Annotated in this window: 18 protein-coding genes; 4 read left to right on the plus strand and 14 right to left on the minus strand. The window is 36.5% G+C overall.

The window, feature by feature from the left end; all coding sequences use genetic code 11:
• The 5 genes from lpdA to BTHG_RS04515 form a co-directional block, all read right to left on the minus strand.
• Positions 1–1447: dihydrolipoyl dehydrogenase (gene lpdA, locus BTHG_RS24245; RefSeq protein WP_010282826.1), on the minus strand; the 1447-nt coding region annotated here is incomplete at its 3' end.
• A gap of 6 nt (positions 1448–1453) precedes the next feature.
• Complete coding sequence (locus BTHG_RS04500) at positions 1454–2746, minus strand: dihydrolipoamide acetyltransferase family protein (protein WP_010282827.1); 1293 nt, start codon at positions 2744–2746, stop codon at positions 1454–1456.
• Between the two features lie 144 nt (positions 2747–2890).
• Positions 2891–3868, minus strand: a complete 978-nt coding sequence (locus tag BTHG_RS04505; protein WP_010282829.1) for an alpha-ketoacid dehydrogenase subunit beta — start codon at positions 3866–3868, stop codon at positions 2891–2893.
• Between the two features lie 3 nt (positions 3869–3871).
• A complete protein-coding gene (gene pdhA, locus BTHG_RS04510) occupies positions 3872–4981 on the minus strand; it encodes a pyruvate dehydrogenase (acetyl-transferring) E1 component subunit alpha (protein ID WP_010282830.1) in 1110 nt (369 codons plus the stop codon).
• A 531-nt stretch (positions 4982–5512) separates the two neighbouring features.
• On the minus strand, positions 5513–6184 hold the full coding sequence (locus BTHG_RS04515; RefSeq protein WP_010282831.1) for a YkyA family protein: 672 nt from the start codon (positions 6182–6184) through the stop codon (positions 5513–5515).
• Positions 6185–6382: 198 nt separating this feature from the next.
• Between BTHG_RS04515 and def the strand changes: the two genes are divergently transcribed.
• The 3 genes from def to rnjA all read left to right on the plus strand — a co-directional run bounded on the left by def (position 6383) and on the right by rnjA (position 9336).
• A complete protein-coding gene (def, locus tag BTHG_RS04520) occupies positions 6383–6937 on the plus strand; it encodes a peptide deformylase (RefSeq protein ID WP_010282835.1) in 555 nt (184 codons plus the stop codon).
• 515 nt (positions 6938–7452) lie between these two features.
• Positions 7453–7662, plus strand: a complete 210-nt coding sequence (locus BTHG_RS04525; protein WP_010282838.1) for a DNA-dependent RNA polymerase subunit epsilon — start codon at positions 7453–7455, stop codon at positions 7660–7662.
• A 6-nt stretch (positions 7663–7668) separates the two neighbouring features.
• Positions 7669–9336 carry a ribonuclease J1 gene (rnjA, locus tag BTHG_RS04530; RefSeq protein WP_010282840.1) on the plus strand — a complete coding sequence of 556 codons (1668 nt, stop codon included), beginning with the start codon at positions 7669–7671 and terminating at the stop codon, positions 9334–9336.
• Between the two features lie 90 nt (positions 9337–9426).
• Here the strand turns inward: rnjA and BTHG_RS04535 are convergent, their stop codons facing one another.
• The 9 genes from BTHG_RS04535 to BTHG_RS04575 all read right to left on the minus strand — a co-directional run bounded on the left by BTHG_RS04535 (position 9427) and on the right by BTHG_RS04575 (position 17725).
• Complete coding sequence (locus BTHG_RS04535) at positions 9427–10092, minus strand: potassium channel family protein (protein WP_010282843.1); 666 nt, start codon at positions 10090–10092, stop codon at positions 9427–9429.
• Positions 10093–10235: 143 nt separating this feature from the next.
• Positions 10236–12053, minus strand: coding sequence for an ABC transporter ATP-binding protein (locus BTHG_RS04540; protein ID WP_010282846.1), 1818 nt, complete (start codon positions 12051–12053; stop codon positions 10236–10238).
• A 14-nt stretch (positions 12054–12067) separates the two neighbouring features.
• Positions 12068–13822, minus strand: coding sequence for an ABC transporter ATP-binding protein (locus BTHG_RS04545; protein WP_010282848.1), 1755 nt, complete (start codon positions 13820–13822; stop codon positions 12068–12070).
• Positions 13823–13989: 167 nt separating this feature from the next.
• Positions 13990–14445: a TlpA disulfide reductase family protein gene (locus tag BTHG_RS04550; RefSeq protein ID WP_010282850.1), complete on the minus strand. Its 456-nt coding sequence runs from the start codon at positions 14443–14445 to the stop codon at positions 13990–13992.
• A gap of 271 nt (positions 14446–14716) precedes the next feature.
• Positions 14717–15265, minus strand: a complete 549-nt coding sequence (locus tag BTHG_RS04555; protein WP_010282852.1) for a peroxiredoxin — start codon at positions 15263–15265, stop codon at positions 14717–14719.
• A 275-nt stretch (positions 15266–15540) separates the two neighbouring features.
• Positions 15541–15789, minus strand: coding sequence for a YkuS family protein (locus tag BTHG_RS04560; RefSeq protein WP_010282854.1), 249 nt, complete (start codon positions 15787–15789; stop codon positions 15541–15543).
• 104 nt (positions 15790–15893) lie between these two features.
• On the minus strand, positions 15894–16772 hold the full coding sequence (locus BTHG_RS04565) for a LysR family transcriptional regulator (protein ID WP_010282856.1): 879 nt from the start codon (positions 16770–16772) through the stop codon (positions 15894–15896).
• A gap of 116 nt (positions 16773–16888) precedes the next feature.
• Positions 16889–17326 carry a cyclic-di-AMP-binding protein CbpB gene (cbpB, locus tag BTHG_RS04570; protein WP_010282858.1) on the minus strand — a complete coding sequence of 146 codons (438 nt, stop codon included), beginning with the start codon at positions 17324–17326 and terminating at the stop codon, positions 16889–16891.
• 162 nt (positions 17327–17488) lie between these two features.
• Positions 17489–17725, minus strand: coding sequence for a YkuJ family protein (locus tag BTHG_RS04575; RefSeq protein ID WP_010282860.1), 237 nt, complete (start codon positions 17723–17725; stop codon positions 17489–17491).
• Between the two features lie 198 nt (positions 17726–17923).
• Here BTHG_RS04575 and BTHG_RS04580 point away from each other — a divergent pair, with 198 nt between their 5' ends.
• Complete coding sequence (locus BTHG_RS04580) at positions 17924–18883, plus strand: MBL fold metallo-hydrolase (protein ID WP_010282863.1); 960 nt, start codon at positions 17924–17926, stop codon at positions 18881–18883.
• Positions 18884–18928 lie beyond the last annotated feature (45 nt).

Here is an 18928-nt window from a genome sequence, read left to right on the forward strand (position 1 = left end):
TCGCTCCGATTGGAGCGATTTTTTTTGTTTTTTTGATTATTTTTACAATGTGAATTGGTGTGCCAAGTGCAACTTCAGCTGCTTCCATTGTAATTTCACCAAGTGTTGGGTGAGCGTGAATTGTCATTGCGATATCTTCAGCTGTCATACCAGCTTCAACTGCAAGACCTAATTCAGAAATAATATCTGATGCACTTTCACCAGCGACTTGGGCACCGATCAAAAGTCCATCTTCTTTACGAGTAATTAGCTTCACGAAACCGTCAGTTGCTTCAAGAGCTAGTGCACGGCCATTTGCTGCATACGGGAATTTAGCTGCTACAATCTCAATTCCTTCTTCTTTTGCTTGTTGTTCAGTGTAACCAACAGTAGCAAGTTCAGGTTCAGAGAACACAACAGCAGGAATTCCTAAGTAGTCGATTTCAGAAGGTTGTCCTGCAATAGCTTCTGCTGCAATTTTACCTTCATATGACGCTTTGTGTGCTAATTGAGGTCCAGGAACGATATCACCGATAGCAAAGATATTGCTTACGCTTGTACGGCATTGTTTATCGATTTCAATTACTCCTCTTTCACTCATTTTAACACCCGCAAGCTCTAATCCAAGCTCATCAGTGTTTGGACGGCGTCCTACCATTACGAATACATAATCTGCATCGATTGATTGTTCTTCACCTTTAGATTCATACTTCACAGTAACGCCATTTTCAGTTTCTTCAACACCTTTAGCTAATGCTTTGGTGATGATTTCTGCGCCTTTTTTCTTTAGGTTCTTTTTCACAAGTGTAGTCATTTGCTTTTCAAAACCAAGAAGAATGTCATCTGCTCCCTCTAGGATTGTTACTTGTGATCCAAAGTTTGCATAAGCTCCACCAAGTTCGATACCGATAACACCGCCACCGATAATAACGATTTTTTCTGGTACCTCTTTAAGTCCTAATGCACCTGTTGAATCAAGAACGCGTTTTGAATATTTAAATGATGGAATCTCGATTGGACGAGAACCAGTAGCAATAATTGCGTTTTTGAAATTGTAAGTTTGTGCAGAGCTCTCGCTCATTACACGTAAAGAGTTTGCATCAACGAAATATGCTTCCCCTTTAACAACGTCAACTTTATTGCCTTTAAGTAGTCCTGCAACCCCACCAGTTAATTTCTTTACAACACCATCTTTAAATGCTTGAACTTTTGAAAAGTCAAGTGTAACATTTTCAGCTTTGATTCCCATTGAATCAGAATTTTTTGCTGTTTCAAAACGGTGTCCAGCGGAGATTAATGCCTTAGATGGGATACATCCAACGTTAAGACAAACCCCCCCAACAGTGTCTTTTTCTACAATGGTAACTTTTTGTCCTAGTTGTGCTGCACGAATAGCTGCAACATATCCACCAGGTCCAGCACCAATTACTATTGTGTCTGTTTCAATCGGGAAATCTCCTACTACCATGTTGAATTACGCCTCCATTAATAATAATTGTGGATCATTTAACAAACGTTTGATTTGGTTGAGTGCGTTTTGTGCAGTAGCACCATCAATCATACGGTGGTCGAAGCTTAATGATAAAGCAAGGACTGGAGCTACAACAATTTCACCATTTTTAACAACCGGTTTCTCAGCAATTCGTCCTACTCCAAGAATGGCAACTTCAGGGTGGTTAATAACTGGAGTGAACCATTGTCCACCAGCAGAACCAATGTTACTAATCGTACATGAAGCACCTTTCATTTCATCTGGAGCAAGCTTACCATCACGAGCTTTACCTGCTAATTCGTTAATCTCATTAGAGATAGAGAAAATAGATTTACGATCCGCATCTTTAACAACAGGAACAAGTAGACCCTTTTCTGTATCAGCAGCAATACCAATATTAAAGTAGTGCTTGTGAATAATCTCGTTAGTTGCATCATCAAGTGATGTATTTAGCGCAGGGAAATCACGTAATGCTGCGGTTAAAGCTTTCACGATATATGGTAGGTAAGTTAATTTAATACCTTTGTCAGCTGCAACAGCTTTAAATTTCTTACGATGTGCAACCAACTCTGTCACATCTACTTCATCCATTAATGTTACGTGTGGAGCAGTATGTTTTGAGTTGACCATTGCTTTAGCAATTGCTTTACGGATTCCACTCATTTTTTCACGAGTCTCTGGGTACTGACCTGCAGGAATTGGTTGTTTCGCAGGAGCTTTATCTGCTTCTTGTGCTGCTTTTGAAGCTTCAGCTGATGGTGTATCTGTTGCAACTGGTGCACCACCAGAAATAAACGCATCAATATCCGACTTCATTATTCTACCATTATCACCTGTACCTGCAACCTTTTTAATATCAATTCCTTTTTCACGTGCATATTTACGAACTGAAGGCATTGCAATGATACGACGATTTTCGTCCACATCTGCTGCTGGTGCAGTTGCTTCAGGAGCATTTTCAGTTGTTGCTTCCGCTTGAGCTTCTTGTTTAGGAGCCTCGTCCGATTCATCACCTTTAAATTGAAGATCCTCATATCCAGGAGCATCAAATTTAATTAGTGTATCACCTACAACGGCAACAGTTCCTTCTTCTACTAGTACATCTAAAACTTTTCCTTTAACAGGAGAAGGAATTTCTACTACTGCTTTATCATTTTGAACCTCACAAAGGACATCGTCCTCTTCTACTTGATCGCCTGGTTTTACAAACCATTTTACGATTTCACCTTCATGGATACCTTCACCGATATCTGGCAACTTAAATTCAAATGCCACGGTTTTCGCCTCCTAATAGTCAATTTCATGTCAAAAATGCCTCGGCGCATGACTCATAGTTGAAATAATTATTTAGTTACTTCATACGCCAAAGGCTTTATTTAGCTTACAGGGATATAGTCCCTCAATATGATTTCTTTTAAATTAGAAGTTCATTACTTTTTTCGCTGTTTCGATTACATCCTTGAAGTTTGGTAACCAAACTGATTCTGCTTGTGAGAATGGATATACTGTATCAGGTGCAGTTACACGTAATACTGGAGCTTCTAAACTTAAAATAGCACGATCATTAATTTCAGCAACTACGTTTGCTGCAATTCCTGCTTGTTTCTGAGCTTCTTGAACAACGATAGCTCGTCCAGTTTTTTCAACTGAAGCAATGATTGTTGGAATGTCTAATGGGCTAACAGTTCGAAGGTCAATAACCTCTGAAGAGATGCCTTCTTTTTCTAATTCAGTAGCAGCTTTTAAGCACTCATGAACCATTGCGCCGTAAGAAATCATTGTAATGTCTGTACCTTCACGCTTCACTTCTGCCTTACCAAGTTCGATCGTATATTCACCTTCTGGTACTTCTTGGCGGAAAGAACGATAAAGTTTCATATGCTCAAGGAATACAACAGGATCATTGTCACGAATAGCAGAGATTAAAAGTCCTTTTGCATCATATGGTGTTGATGGAATTACCACTTTTACACCTGGTTGTTGAGCAATTAAACCTTCTAAGCTATCTGCGTGTAATTCAGGAGTATGTACCCCACCACCAAAAGGTGAACGAATAGTTACAGGAGCTGTGTAACGGCCACCTGAACGATAACGCATACGAGCTAATTGACCACTAATCGAATCCATCACTTCATATACAAAACCGAAGAATTGGATTTCTGGTACTGGACGGTAGCCTTGCAAACTAAGACCGACCGCAAGCCCACCAATACCTGATTCAGCAAGTGGTGTATCAAACACGCGATCTTCACCGAATTCAGCCTGAAGACCTTCAGTAGCACGGAACACACCGCCGTTAACTCCAACGTCTTCACCGAAAACTAAGACATCTGGGTTATTCTTTAATTCTGTGCGTAACGCATCAGTGATTGCTTGAATCATTGTCATTTGCGCCATGGCTTACTTCGACTCCTTCGCTTTATAGATTTCCATTTGCTCCTCTAAGTTTAAAGGAAGCTCTTCGTACATATGTGAAATAAGGTCAGTAACCTTTTGTTTAGGTGTTTCGTCTGCTTTTTTAATGGCATTCTTAATATCTTCTTTTGCTTCTTCAATGATTTGGTTTTCAATTTCTTCGTTCCAAATGCCTTTTCCTTCAAGGTATTTACGGAAACGAACAAGTGGATCTTTCTTTTCCCATTCATTGTCAAGTTCAGCTGTACGATATCTAGTTGGGTCATCTCCAGCCATTGTATGTGGACCATAACGGTAAGTTAGAGTCTCAATTAGTGTAGGACCTTCACCGTTAATAGCACGTTCACGAGCTTCTTTAACTGCTACATAAACAGCAAGTGCATCCATGCCATCAACTTGGATTCCAGGGATACCAGCTGCTACTGCTTTTTGAGCAAGAGTATGAGCTGCAGATTGTTTCTCAACTGGTGTAGAGATTGCGAAACGGTTGTTTTGAACAATGAAAACTGCAGGTGCTTTGAATGCTCCAGCAAAGTTAATACCTTCGTAGAAGTCACCTTGTGAAGTACCACCGTCACCGGTATAAGTAATCGCAATTGATTTCTGACCACGTTTTTTCATACCTAATGCAACACCAGCACACTGTATGTATTGTGCCCCAATGATGATTTGTGGAGAGATTACGTTAACTCCTTCAGGAATTTGGTTCCCATGAAAATGTCCACGTGAGAATAAAAACGCTTGATATAATGGTAATCCATGCCAAACGATTTGAGGAACATCGCGGTAACCTGGTAAAATGAAATCTTCTTTCTCTAAAGCAAATTGAGACGCAAGTTGAGATGCTTCTTGACCTGCAGTAGGTGCATAGAAACCTAAACGCCCTTGACGGTTTAATGAAATAGAACGTTGGTCAAGAATTCTTGTATAAACCATTCTTCTCATTAATTCTTTTAATTGATCATCACTTAAATCAGGAACAGCAGATTTATTTACTACTTCTCCATCTTCATTTAAGATCTGTAACATAGGAAAGTTTTCTGCAACCTTATCCAGTTGCCCTTGTAAATCAAAGACATTTGCTTTTACAGCCATCTTCTTCTCGCTTCCTTTCTTACCCTATTTTCTTTAATCACATGCCTCTGGTGAAAATCACCTAGATTCTTCAACTTTATTATAGTGAAAAAACACTTATAAAGTTAAAAATGATACAAAACATACAGCATTAGGTTACCCAAAAATATATCTTTTCAAAGACATTTTTTATCCATCTGGACAAGGTCTTTAGATGTAATGATTTTCAGCAATGCTCGAAAAGGATATTCTGACTCCTAAATAAAGCTGTATTAATTATTTTAGTAAAGCAATTAATACAACTGCTCTCTATCCATTTCCAAGTGTACAACAACGTGTTACACACGTCAAATGGTTTGTTTGCTGTTTTTAACTTATCAACATGAATTTTTATATTTTACATCATTTCCCTTTTTAAGAAACTGTATCAGTACACATTTATCATCTGTACTATTTTTAAGTAGATGTTTTAATGTTTTTCTTCAAAACCTCCCCAAAACACCTCAAAACAAAAGGACCACCAACGATGGTAGCCCTTTCACGAACTTTATTTTATTCTTCCTCTTTAAATACAACTTCTAGTCCAGCATTTTTATAAAATGAAACTTTAGCTTTGTTGTATTGGTCAGTCAGTTTATTAAAAGTTTCATTTGCTGCAACAACTTTTTCATATGTCTCATTAATTAGATTAATTTGTTTCTCTAGCTCATCTAGTGTTAATTCTTTGTTTTGGAACATTTCATATAGTGTTTTATCCTGTTCAATTGCTTCATTGTAAGAAGCAAACAATTCCTCATAGCTCTCATAACGTTGATTCATTAAAGAAACTAAATCTTTCGCCTCATTCTTTACACTATCTTCTTTTATTTCGGTAATAATGGATTCAACCTTTTGAAATTCCTTTTTCGAAGCTTTAATACTTTCGTGTTCATTGTCGATTCTTTTTTCACGATCAGCTACGATTGATAATGCTTCATTAGACAAGGTAACAATTTGATCAAATTCTTTCATGCCTAGTGTTAAAATTTCATCGTAAAGCTCCTTCTCTTTTTTCTCGAGCTCAACCAAAGGATCTTGTTCCTTTTCAAAATCTTTTTCCAGCGTGACAACTTTTTCTAAAGTCTCGTACATTTGTTCCTCAGGCGACGGGCCGCCCATACACCCCATTAAGAAAAAACTCATACAAATGAAAAGAAATACAATTTTAAACGTTTTATTTTTCACTATCTGCTCCCCCTTAACTACTACCAATATACTATATAATAATACGATTTCATAACATATTTTTGGTAAAATCTCATTTTAAATATATGAGTTTGTCCTATCTTTAGAACTGACCTATTGCTCTACTTTTCGTTTCAAAATAGCGGAACCTTTGATAAACTAAAAATACATTAGCATCAGAATCAGGAAGTGATATATGTGATTACAATGGACAATATTATTAGAGAGGGTCACCCAACTTTACGAAAAGTTGCAAAAGAGGTTCCACTACCAGCCTCTGTGGAAGACCGAAAAACTTTAGAAAATTTATTGGAATATGTTAAAAACAGTCAAGATCCTGAGATTGCTGAGAAATATGGGCTCAGACCAGGTATTGGACTTGCTGCTCCACAGATTAATATTTCGAAAAGAATGATTGCAGTACATCTTCGGGATGAGAATGATGAGCTATATAGTTATGCTCTATTCAATCCGAAAATCATTAGTCATTCTGTTAAAAAAAGCTATTTAACCAGTGGTGAAGGGTGTTTATCTGTTGATCGGATTGTACCAGGCTATGTTCCGCGCTATGCAAAAATAACGGTTAAAGGGACAACACTTGATGGAGAAGAAATAACTGTGAAACTAAAAGGTTTGCCTGCCATTTGTTTTCAGCATGAGATTGATCATTTAAATGGCGTTATGTTTTATGATCATATAAATGAGGAAAACCCATTTGATGAACCAGAAAATGGAGTTAAAATTGAACGTTAACAAAAAGTGCCGATATGCGTGTGAAAGCATATCGGTATTTTTTTGTGAACTTCCAATTATTTGACATGATAATCAAAACCTTTTTACCACATAATAAGGACAAATTCAAAACAATCGCGTCGTTACGAATGTTTAAAGTCTAAAAAAAAGGAGATGATAGTCATGCTAAAAAAGTTACGGAAAAAATTAATTAAGCAATGGCAAGATTTATTAAAAAGGAAATCAATTGCTTAAAACATGCATAAGCCCTTCTTATAGGAGGGCTTCGTTATATACTATTATTTTGATTAATGTTATAATTAACCTTTAGGTGTACGGATGATAAGTTTTAAGAAAATTACCGACTCTATTTAAAAGTCAAATATTCACCCCTACTTCCCCCTCGTAATACCTATTCGTAATACCTTAGATAAGAATTATTTAGGAAATATAAGAAAAAACATGAAAATCATGTTATATTTTTATATAATAGAAAAAGTTACTCTAACTTTCGGAAATTAAGGAGAGATTTGGCAATGATTTTTAAAGTTTACTATCAAGAAGATGCTAATGAAGTTGCAGTAAGAGAAAATACAAAATCTATGTTTGTTGAGGGAGAATCTCAAGTTGAGGTCCGCAAAAAATTAAAGGAACTGAAAATTAACATTGAATATATTCAAAAGGTGGAAGGGGCCTATCTTGAATATGAAAAAATAAATGAAGATTATAAAGTATTGGAGATTTGATGAATTATGAAATTTGTAAAAAATGATCAAACAGCTGTTTTCGCCTTAGGTGGACTCGGGGAAATTGGTAAAAACACTTATGGCGTGCAGTTTCAGGATGAGATTATCCTGATTGATGCTGGAATTAAGTTTCCAGAGGACGAGCTGTTAGGGATAGATTATGTTATTCCTGATTACAGCTACCTTGTGAAAAACGAGGAAAAAATTAAAGGGTTATTTATCACCCACGGTCATGAGGACCATATTGGTGGTATTCCTTATTTGCTTCGTGAAATTAATATACCGATTTACGGTGGGAAGCTTGCCTTAGGGTTAATTCGAAATAAATTAGAAGAGCACGGACTACTCCGCCAGGCAAAGCTCATTGAAATTAAGGAAGATGACATTATCAAATTCCGCAAAACATCGGTCACATTTTTCAGAACCACCCATAGCATCCCCGATTCCTATGGAGTTGTGGTTAAGACCCCTCCTGGACAAATCGTACATACGGGAGATTTTAAATTTGATTTTACACCAGTTGGGGAGCCTGCAAACCTCCAAAAAATGGCTGAAATCGGAAAAGAAGGGGTTCTATGTTTACTTTCCGATAGTACAAATGCTGAAATACCACATTTCACTATGTCTGAAAGACGAGTCGGCGAAAGTATTCAGGATATTTTTCGTACGGTAGATGGTCGAATCATTTTCGCCACTTTTGCATCCAATATTCATCGCCTTCAACAAGTCGTTGAAGCCGCTGTCCAAAACGACCGAAAAATTGCAGTTTTTGGAAGAAGTATGGAGTCGGCAATCACAATTGGATATGATTTAGGTTACATTCAATGTCCAAAAGACACTTTTGTGGATGCAAACCAAATCAACCGTCTTCCAGCTAATAAAGTCGTTATTTTATGTACAGGAAGCCAAGGTGAACCAATGGCAGCCCTTTCAAGGATTGCGAATGGTACACACAGACAAATTCAAATTATTCCTGGGGATACAGTCGTATTTTCATCTTCTCCAATTCCAGGGAATACACTAAGTGTTAGTCGGATTATTAATATGCTTTACCGTGCTGGGGCCGATGTGATTCACGGGCCACTTAGCGACATCCATACATCTGGCCACGGGGGCCAAGAGGAGCAAAAATTAATGCTCCGACTTATGCAACCAAAGTATTTTATGCCCATTCACGGTGAATTTAGAATGCAGAAAATGCACTCTAAGTCTGCTGTTGATTGTGGTGTACTTGAGGAAAACTGCTTTATTATGGATAACGGCGAGGTTCTTGCGTTAAGCGAGAATGAAGCTGCTGTAGCAGGTAAAATTCCTTCAGGTAATGTATATATCGATGGTAGTGGTATTGGTGATATAGGAAATATTGTACTACGTGACCGTCGCATTCTATCTGAAGAAGGACTTGTCATTGTTGTCGTTAGTATTAATATGAAGGACTTTAAGATAGCTGCAGGACCTGATTTAATTTCTCGTGGATTTGTATATATGCGCGAATCCGGTGATTTAATAAACGATGCACAAAGTCTAATTACAAAGCATTTAAATAAGGTAATGGAACGTCGTACTACACAATGGTCAGAGATTAAGAATGAAATCACAGATACGCTTGCTCCTTTCTTATATGAAAAGACAAAGCGCCGCCCGATGATTTTACCAATCATCATGGAGGTATAAGTCCTTATATTCAATATATTCAATGTTGATTACCCACTGGTGTTTTTACTCAGTGGGTTTTTAAATAAAAAAACGCCTCAATTGAGACGTTTATTCTACGATAAGGTTTTTTTCAAAACGACTGATATCGGTATCAGCTCCAATAATAATTAGGATATCCCCTTTATGAATTTGCTCGGTGGCTTGCGGTGACACAATGATGTTCTTTCCCCTTTTCATCGCCACTATGGTTACCCCATATTTTGCACGAACATCTAGTTCGATTAAGGATTTTCCATTAATTTTATGCCCTGCAACAATTTCAATAATACTATGTTCATCTGAAAGCTCCAGATAATCTAAAACATTGTTTGAAATAATATTGTGAGCAATTCGTTTTCCCATGTCTCGTTCTGGATGTACAATTCGATCTGCACCAATTTTACTCAATATTTTTTCATGATAGTCATTTTGTGCTTTTACCCAAATTTGTTTAACTCCTAATTCCTTAAGGATAATTGTTGTTAATATACTTGCCTTTAGGTTATCTCCAATTGCAACAATGACAAGATCAAAATTACGGATCCCAATGCTTTTGAGGACAGATTCATCCGTGGAATCACCCACAACAGCATGAGAGGCTATTGTTGTAAATTCATTCACTTTATCTTCATCAATGTCCATGGCCATTACTTCCATGCCTTCTTCGCTCAATGCGCGGCAAATACTCCCCCCGAAACGACCAAGACCAATAACTGCAAATTCCTTTTTATTCACTGCAATTCCCCCATCAATTTGATGATACCATTGATTTTAACATAAGTTGTCACCATTGTGGAAGTACCACTTCCGCCCACAAAACTCACAATCAAAAAATAAAAAATGAAAGGATTAACCAAGTAATCCTTTCATTGTTATCACTATATTGCTTCCAGCATTTTAAACTGTGCTTTTACTAACCCGAAATACTCTCCTTGCATCTTCATTAATTCGTTATGATTTCCTTGTTCAATAATTTCCCCATGATCCAATACAAAAATAGTATCAGCTTCACGGATTGTGGATAGTCTATGGGCAATAATGATTGCAGTACGTCCTTTTAATAACTGTTTTAAAGCGGTTTGGATTTTCACTTCAGTTTCAGTGTCAATGCTCGCAGTTGCCTCATCTAAAATTAATATTTTCGGATTTGCAAGAAGAGCACGTGCGAACGATAATAATTGTCTTTCACCGACTGATAGTATATTTCCTCTTTCCTCAACTTCCGTATCATATCCATTTACAAGTTTCTCAATGAACGGATGAGCACCAACCGCCATGGCAGCGGCCACTATCTCTTCATCTGTTGCATCAGGCCTACCGAATCGAATATTGTCTTTTATCGTTCCAGAGAAAATAAATGTATCCTGTAGGACAACACTAATTTGAGAACGAACACTTTGAAGAGATAAATCTTTTATATTGATTCCATCTATTCTTACCTCACCACTTGTTGCATCATAAAAACGGCTAATCAAGTTGGCGATTGTCGTTTTGCCTGAGCCGGTATGACCAACGAGCGCAATGGTTTGACCCTGTTCAATTGTTAAGGAGATGCCTTTTAACGCTTTCCGGCTATCATCATAGGCAAATTCAACTTTATCAAATTCTACCTTCCCTTTCATATCTGATAAATCAATTGCATTTTCTTTTTCACCGACTATTGGTTTTTCATCGATAAATTCAAAAATTCGTTCAGATGAAGCCATACCTACTAATAATTGATTATATACTTGACCTAACCGTGAAATAGGTTCCCAGAACATTCCTAAATAAAATGCAAAGGAAACAAAAACCCCTATTGTTAATCCATCAGCCTGAATAAGCATAGCCCCAAACCAAATTAGTATCGCCGTTCCGACCGCATTTGTCATTTCAACAAAGGGACGGAACATTGCATTTTTCTGAGTTGCATCCCTCCAGCTTTCAAAGGTTTCATTATTGATTCCATCGAAAAACTCAATGTTTTCTTTTTCCTGGGTAAAAGCCTGTGTTACACGAATTCCTTGAATACTTTCATTCAAATGCGAGTTGAGCATGGATTGTTTAATCCGTACTGTTTGCCAGGATCTTCTTATTTTCCTTCTTAATTTTGTTGTAATTAAGACCATTAACGGCAAGATAATTAAAATGGCTAATGTAAGCTTTGGACTTAATCCAAAGAGAATAAAGATAACTCCAAACAAAAGAACAAAATCCATTAATAGATTGATGACCCCATTTGTGAATAATTCCTGAAGGGAGTTAACATCATTAAGGATTCGAACAAGAATGGAACCTGCTGATCGCTGATCAAAGAATCGATGCGAAAGCCCTTGGACATGTGTAAATAGATGTTTTCGTAAATCGTAAATAATATTTTGACCAAGCATATTCGTCCATTTGATTCGAAAAATATTAGCTACATAGTTAATGGCATACAACCCAGCAATTGTCGCAACTAAAATGATTAACAAATTTGTATCTTTATTTGCGATGGCATGATCAATGGTATACTTTCCAATTAAAATCGGTGCGATTAATCGAACTGCTGTTGTAAGTAATACCATTATTATAGATAATGGTAATAGATTCTTAGAGTATGGCTTCATATATCCTAATAATCTAATCATCTGCTTCCAGTTAAATGGTTTTTCAATCGCTTGATCAGTTGAATAATGGAAGCGGTTGTTGATATTGTTTTTTTGTTTCTTTGACATTATATCTCACCTACCTATCCTACTTGTGTCTGAAGGACAACTTTTTGATCCTTATATTGAATTTCATAAATTCGTTGATACGGACCCTCGTTTTTCAATAATTCCTCATGAGTTCCTCGTTCCACAATAACCCCATCATCTAATACTAAAATTTCATCCGCGTGTTTTAGAGAAGAAATTCGGTGGGCAATGATAAATGTAGTACGCCCTTTCATCACATCTTTTAAATCCTGCTGAATCTTAAATTCCGTTTCCATATCTACAGCACTTGTGGCATCATCTAAAATTAAAATACTTGGGTCAATACATATCGCTCTTGCAATAGCAATCCGTTGCTTTTGTCCTCCTGATAATCCCATACCACGTTCTCCAAGCATGGTATCGTACCCATTAGGAAGCTCCATGATAAAATCATGTGCTTGTGCCCGTTTTGCAGCATCAATTATTTCTTCCATAGAGGCATTAGGTCTACCGTATGCAATATTTGCTCGAATGGTTGATGAAAATAAAAATGACTCTTGCATAACAAAACCAATATTACTTCTTAATGTTTGAATCGAATAATCCGAAACATCTTTACCATCTATAAAAACTTCCCCTTTAATAGGCTCATAAAATCTCGTCATCAACTGAGTGATACTTGTTTTACCAGAGCCTGTTGCTCCAATTAACCCGACTATCTTACCAGGTTCAGCTGTAAACGAAATCGATTGTAATGCTGCCTCATCATCTTTGGTATACTTCAGGGTAACGTCCTTAAATTCAACATTCCCTTGTAATCTCTCTTTAGTAACAACATGATTTCGATCTGTAATTTTTTCATCTGCTTCAAGTATTTCTAATAATCGTTCACCTGAAGCCTTCGCTTGTGAAAACATATTGATTATAAAACCAAGGTTCATGATTGGATTTAATAAATACCAAACTAAACTAAAAAACGCGACGAGTTCCCCATAAGAGACTGAACCATCAATGACTAAATAACCTCCATAAGATAGAAGTGCGACGACGCAGACATTTCCAATAAACTCCATTAAAGGAAAAAACTTAGCCCAAATCACTGATGTTGCTAGGGAAACATCACGATAACCCTCATTGGAACGATTAAATTTGTTAATTTGATGCTCTTCTCTTGATAACGATTTAACTGTATTTATCCCACTTATATTTTCTTGTACATTGGTATTTAAACGGCCAAATGTTTTCCTTACTTTACGAAAAGCAGGGTGAACGCGTTTATCAAAACGATAAACGACAATTGCTAAAAACGGTAAAGCCATAATTGTTACAAATGTAAGGGAAACTGAATAAGAAAACATAACCATCAAACTGAACACAATTAAAAGCGTAAAACGAAGCAATTCAGCAAAACCGAAGGATAGGAAGAAGCGAAATCCCTCAACATCCGCAGTTAGGCGTGACATGAGGTCCCCCGTTTTTGCATTATCATAATAGCTAAAAGATAATCGCTGAAGCTTCTCATATAATGCGTTTCTTACTTTATAAACGGCAGTAATTCCAAATAAATCCCCAAGATATTGGTTGAAATATGTGGCAATTCCTTTTATAAACATGATGGTAATAAACCCGAATGCAAGATATGGGACAAGTTGATAATTTCCCGCTCTGATGACTTCATCAATTGTGACTTGAAGCACGATTGGGTACACAACTGTAATTCCTGTAACAAAAATCATTGCAAACAATGACCAGAAAAAATACTTACGATACGGCCAATAAAACCCCTTTAATTTCCTAAAGGTCTCCATGAAACTCCCCCCTGTTGTTTTCCATTAAATAGATAAAAATGTACGTAACATATAATATATCGGTTTTCGAAATAAATATCTAGTGCATTATCAGAAAATCTCAAATTTTTTACACACAAAAATAAGACCAAGTTATATCGACTTGGTCTTTTGTGTATTAATTATTCTTATTCCGCTTTTTCTGTTTCTTCTAATACGCGGTTGACACGTTTCGTTAGCATTTTCATACCGCTTCCCCCAGCTTGGAAGTGACGAAGCTTGCCTTCTTTATCAAACACATAATATGCAGGGACATATTGATTTTCAAATTTATCATTTAATTTAAGGTCACTGTCAACAAAAATTGGTTGAGTGATATTATGTTGTTCTGCAACCTTTTTGATTTCATCTAAATCAAGATCGTTTTCTGATCTTGGCATATGAACAGCTACGACATTTAATTTGTCTTTGTATTGGTCACGAAATTCATTTACCTGGGGCATTGCTTCTTTACAAAGACCACAACTGATGGACCAGAAATGAATAAGTGTTGGCTTATCCCCAACTAAGTCAGATTTATCAACTTGTCCATTAAACCAAGCTTTTTCACCTTCAAGTTCAGGCATTTGCTCACGTAATTTCATATCTCTTATCCTCCAAATTATCGAATAAAGGGCCTAACGGCATGTTAGGCCCTTTTTTATATTTACTTCATCAAGCAATTTTGGCTATTTAAATCAAATGCGCATTGGAATATTTGTGCCCAAATTTTTCAGGCCCACATGATGTGAGTCCCAAAGACGTTGCCACAGGATGTAGCGTACTTAGTCTTAGGTCTTATGCTCGAAAAATCCCCTTTAAAAATCGCATGTCTCCGCGGGAGGAAGTAATTTTATTAGCCTTGTTTAAATAAAATTACACATTAAGTGTAGCTTGACCTGGTCTCCAGTTAGCTGGGCAAAGACCACCCGTTTGTAATGCTTGAAGGACACGTAAAGTTTCATCAACGTCACGACCGATATTGTTGTGATTTACTACTGAATACATCATTTCACCTTCTGGGCTAATGATGAATAGACCACGAAGTGCAACCCCTTCTTCTTCGATAAGAACGCCATATTCTTTAGAAATAGCATGGTTTGTATCTGCTGCTAATGGATAGTTAAGATCGCCTAAACCATTGTCTTTACGGTCAGTGTGAATCCAAGCTAAATGTGTGTGGATTGTATCAGTTGAAGCACCAATTACAACAGCGTCTAAGTCTTCAAACTCATCGAAACGATCAGACATTGCCGTGATTTCAGTCGGACATACAAAAGTAAAATCCATTGGATAGAAGAACAATACTGTCCATTTGTCATTTTTCATGTTTTCTTCAAGACTAACTTTACCAAATTCTTTGTTTGGCATTACAGCGTCCATTTCGAAGCGAGGAGCTTGTTTACCTACCATACGTTCTGCCATATGTAAGACCTCCAAATAATTTTTATATGTAGATTGATAACGTTCATACCAGTACTCGAGTATAACCAGTTTCCACTTCGTTTAAACATGGATGATTGCTATCAACAATGAATAGTGTAACAAAAAATCCGCTGTCGATTCAAGCAAAACGGTGTCAAATTTTCAAATTAAGATAATCTTATTAATTATTTTAAAATTAAGCAAAAGGGGCGTATTTTAGTCACTAAAAAGACTAGGTAAAATACCTAGTCTAGTTTTTAAAAGTCTATCATCATTTACGCTTGTCCTAAACGGCTCTCCACTTCTTGACAAACCTGATCTGCTGATAATCCGTTTGCTTCAATTACAGGTCCTTTCATGACCGTATCAGCCATACCCATCACGTTTGAATCTAAGCCTGTTACAACGCAACAATCACAGTTTTGTGCATCACTTTCTTGTTTCAGCTGAATAACTTCATAGCCTTTTTCTTGAAGAGCCTGCTGAACATTTGTTAATGAACCTTCTACTCCAATTTTCGCCATTAATCATCCACCTCCTCATATATGTAATTTGTCTCAATTAGACTGTGATTATTCTATACATATTTGAAGATTGAATTCTTAACAGCAAGTACTCATAATTGAACTTATAAAGATTCTACGTTTTCCTTAATCATCTCCACAAATGCTTGGACTTGTTTAAGTTCAAATGCATAATCATAGCCAACAAGCCACGTATCCCGTTTCATTGGTTCATTGTTTTCATTCATTAATGGGATTTTGTAAATATTTTTTGTATCTCCATCATTTAAAGTGACAGATGGTAGAATGGCATAGCCGATTCCATTTAAGGTCATTTGTTTACACGTTTCAATTTGGTCAACTACAATTGTACGACGCGGTGTTGATTGGAACGTACGATGCCACCATTCCTGAATTTCTTGATAATAGGTTGAGTCACTTTTAAATTGAATAAACGGTCGATCAGTTTCCCATACCTGTTCAATTTTCTGGATTTCTTTATCTACTAAATACATTGTATCTGTTAGGAGATGATGTTTTGCACCTTTCCAATCGGGTTTACCACGAATAATGCCAATATGCACTGTGTCATCATATAGATTTTTTAAAATTTCACTACTCCAGCCGGTAATTAACGAAATTTTTGCATGCGGATATTTGTTGACATATTTTTTGAGTACTTTTGGAAGCCAATTTTGGCCAATAATAGACGCACACGCAATTTTAAGTGTTCCATGCACTTCTTGATTGAGTCCTTGTAGTTGTTCACGTATCTTTTCCTCTTTCTCAACAACCTCTTTTGCAAATTCAATGATCTTTTCTCCAGCCGGTGTAGGTGTAAGACCTTTTTGTGAGCGAATAAAAATTTTCGTGTTCCATCCTTTTTCAATCGATTGCAAGCGTTGAGATAATGCTGGTTGTGTGACAAATAAGCGTTCAGATGCTTTACGCATGTTCAATTCAGATGAGAGTACTACTAATAATTGAAATTCGGAAAATTGCACATTCGTTCCTCCTGAATAAAAGGCATAAGTTTTACTTATAGTATAGTTTATTTCTAGCCCCATTTCATTATAAACAGAAAAAAACCCCCATGACAAAATGGAGGCTCTTGGATGAATCATTTAATTTTTAATTGTTTATTGAATTGTTTCAAGAGTGCACGACGGGTAAAAATCCCTTCAAATACTAAATCATCATTTTCCACACAAACAAAAGCATTATCAATGACTAAGTGTAGGCCTTTTAAAACATTGTCATTTAAATTTAGTCGAGGAATCTCCCTATTCATTACTTCTTCAACTTTCATTTTTTCTAGACGTTCAAATTCAATTCGTTCTAATCCAAGGATTGAGTCTAGGATATGAGTTGAGCTTATTAATCCGTGCAACTTATACTTAGGGTCCAATACGGGAACTGCAGTATAACCGGTTTTGGTAAGGACAAGGAGCGCGTGCTCTAAGCTATTTCCTATTTGTACATGAGCAACTTTATCTGCAGGAATTAGCATATTTTTAATTGTTGTTTCATATAAATTTTCACTTTGAAGACCAAACATGTAAGCCTCACAACCTCACATCGTAATTATTTTCATATATTGCCAGTTTGCTATTCTTAATGTTCCTCTTTTATTTTACCATAATTTTGTTAGGATAACTTGTATTATTTAGGCTATATAACCATGAAAGATTAAAGAAAAAAGCTCGGCAAAGTGCCGAACTTAATTGATTAAATCAAAAATTTCAATTGCAATCATATCAATGTTATCGAATTGATATGTCTTAGGCTTTTCCCCTTGTTGGTATACTTCAAGTTCAAATGTACTTGTTTTGTTAAAGTATTTAACACTGCACTTTCTTTCACCATTTACTTCAAAAAAACGTTGAGGGGGCTCTCCACCATTTGCATTTTCCTGAAGGCTTATAAGGCGAGATATGATTCCTTGTAACTGTGACATAATTAGCCTCTCCTTTCATTACATAAAGCCTACTTCTTTCTTTAGGATTGAGCAATATCCACTCTTCTATCCAAGATATTAACCATTTTTTCGAACGGACTAATATTTTCTGAATATTGTATTCAATACCTTTACATAACCACTATGTAACAATACAATAAAATTAGCTTTGAAACAACAAAAAATTGGGAGGAGTATATGTCAAATCTTACACAACTTAATGACCGAATATTTTTAATTGATGCACATGATCTTGGAAGAAAAGCACGTACAGGTTCATACATAATAAAAGAGAACAAAATCACAATAGTTGAAACGAGTGCAAGTCCCTCCATTTCATACATTTTAGAAGGTTTAAAAGTACTGAAGATTGATCCTAATGATGTTGAGTATATTATCGTAACTCATATTCATTTAGACCATGCTGGTGGAGCAGGACTTTTGCTTGAGCATTGTCCAAACGCAAAGGTGGTCGTCCATCCAAAAGGAGCTAGACATTTGGCTGAACCAAGCCGTTTGATTGCAGGCGCAAGGGCTGTTTATGGGAAAAGCTTTGACACCTTATTTAATCCAATAATTCCTATTCCCGAAGAAAAACTAATTGTGAAAGAGGATGAGGAAGAACTTGAGATAGGTCCGAATTGTACCCTTGTATTTTTTGATACTCCTGGACATGCTAATCACCACTTTAGTATTTACGATCCTGTCAGCAATGGAATATTTACAGGTGATACCATCGGCATTTATTATCATGAGCTAGTAAAGGATCATATTGAATTATATTTGCCAACGACTTCACCGAATCAATTTCACCCTGAGAAAATGCTTGAATCAGTAAAAAAAATAAAAGCACTTGGAGTCTCAGCTATTTATTTTGGACATTATGGGATGTCGACAAATGTGAATGATGTCTTTCATCAACTTACGTTTTGGCTTCCTATTTTTGTGGATGCTGGGAAACAATCCTTTGGTAAAAACCCTACTGCTAGCCCAAGTGAGCATAAGAATGTCATTAAGGATTCAATTTTAAAGGAAGTCACTTCCTTCCTTGATAAACGTAATGTTCCTAGAACACATGAAATTTACGAAATTCTTGGTCTTGACCTAGATATTTGTGCGATGGGAATTGTTGATTTTCTCCAAAAAGCAAAGAAATAGAAATCCCAAATGGGATTTCTATTTCAGACTTTTGACAAACGCTCG

It is taken from the genome of Bacillus timonensis (assembly GCF_000285535.1).
In the GTDB taxonomy this organism is placed as follows: Bacteria; Bacillota; Bacilli; order Bacillales; family Bacillaceae_L; genus Ferdinandcohnia; species Ferdinandcohnia timonensis.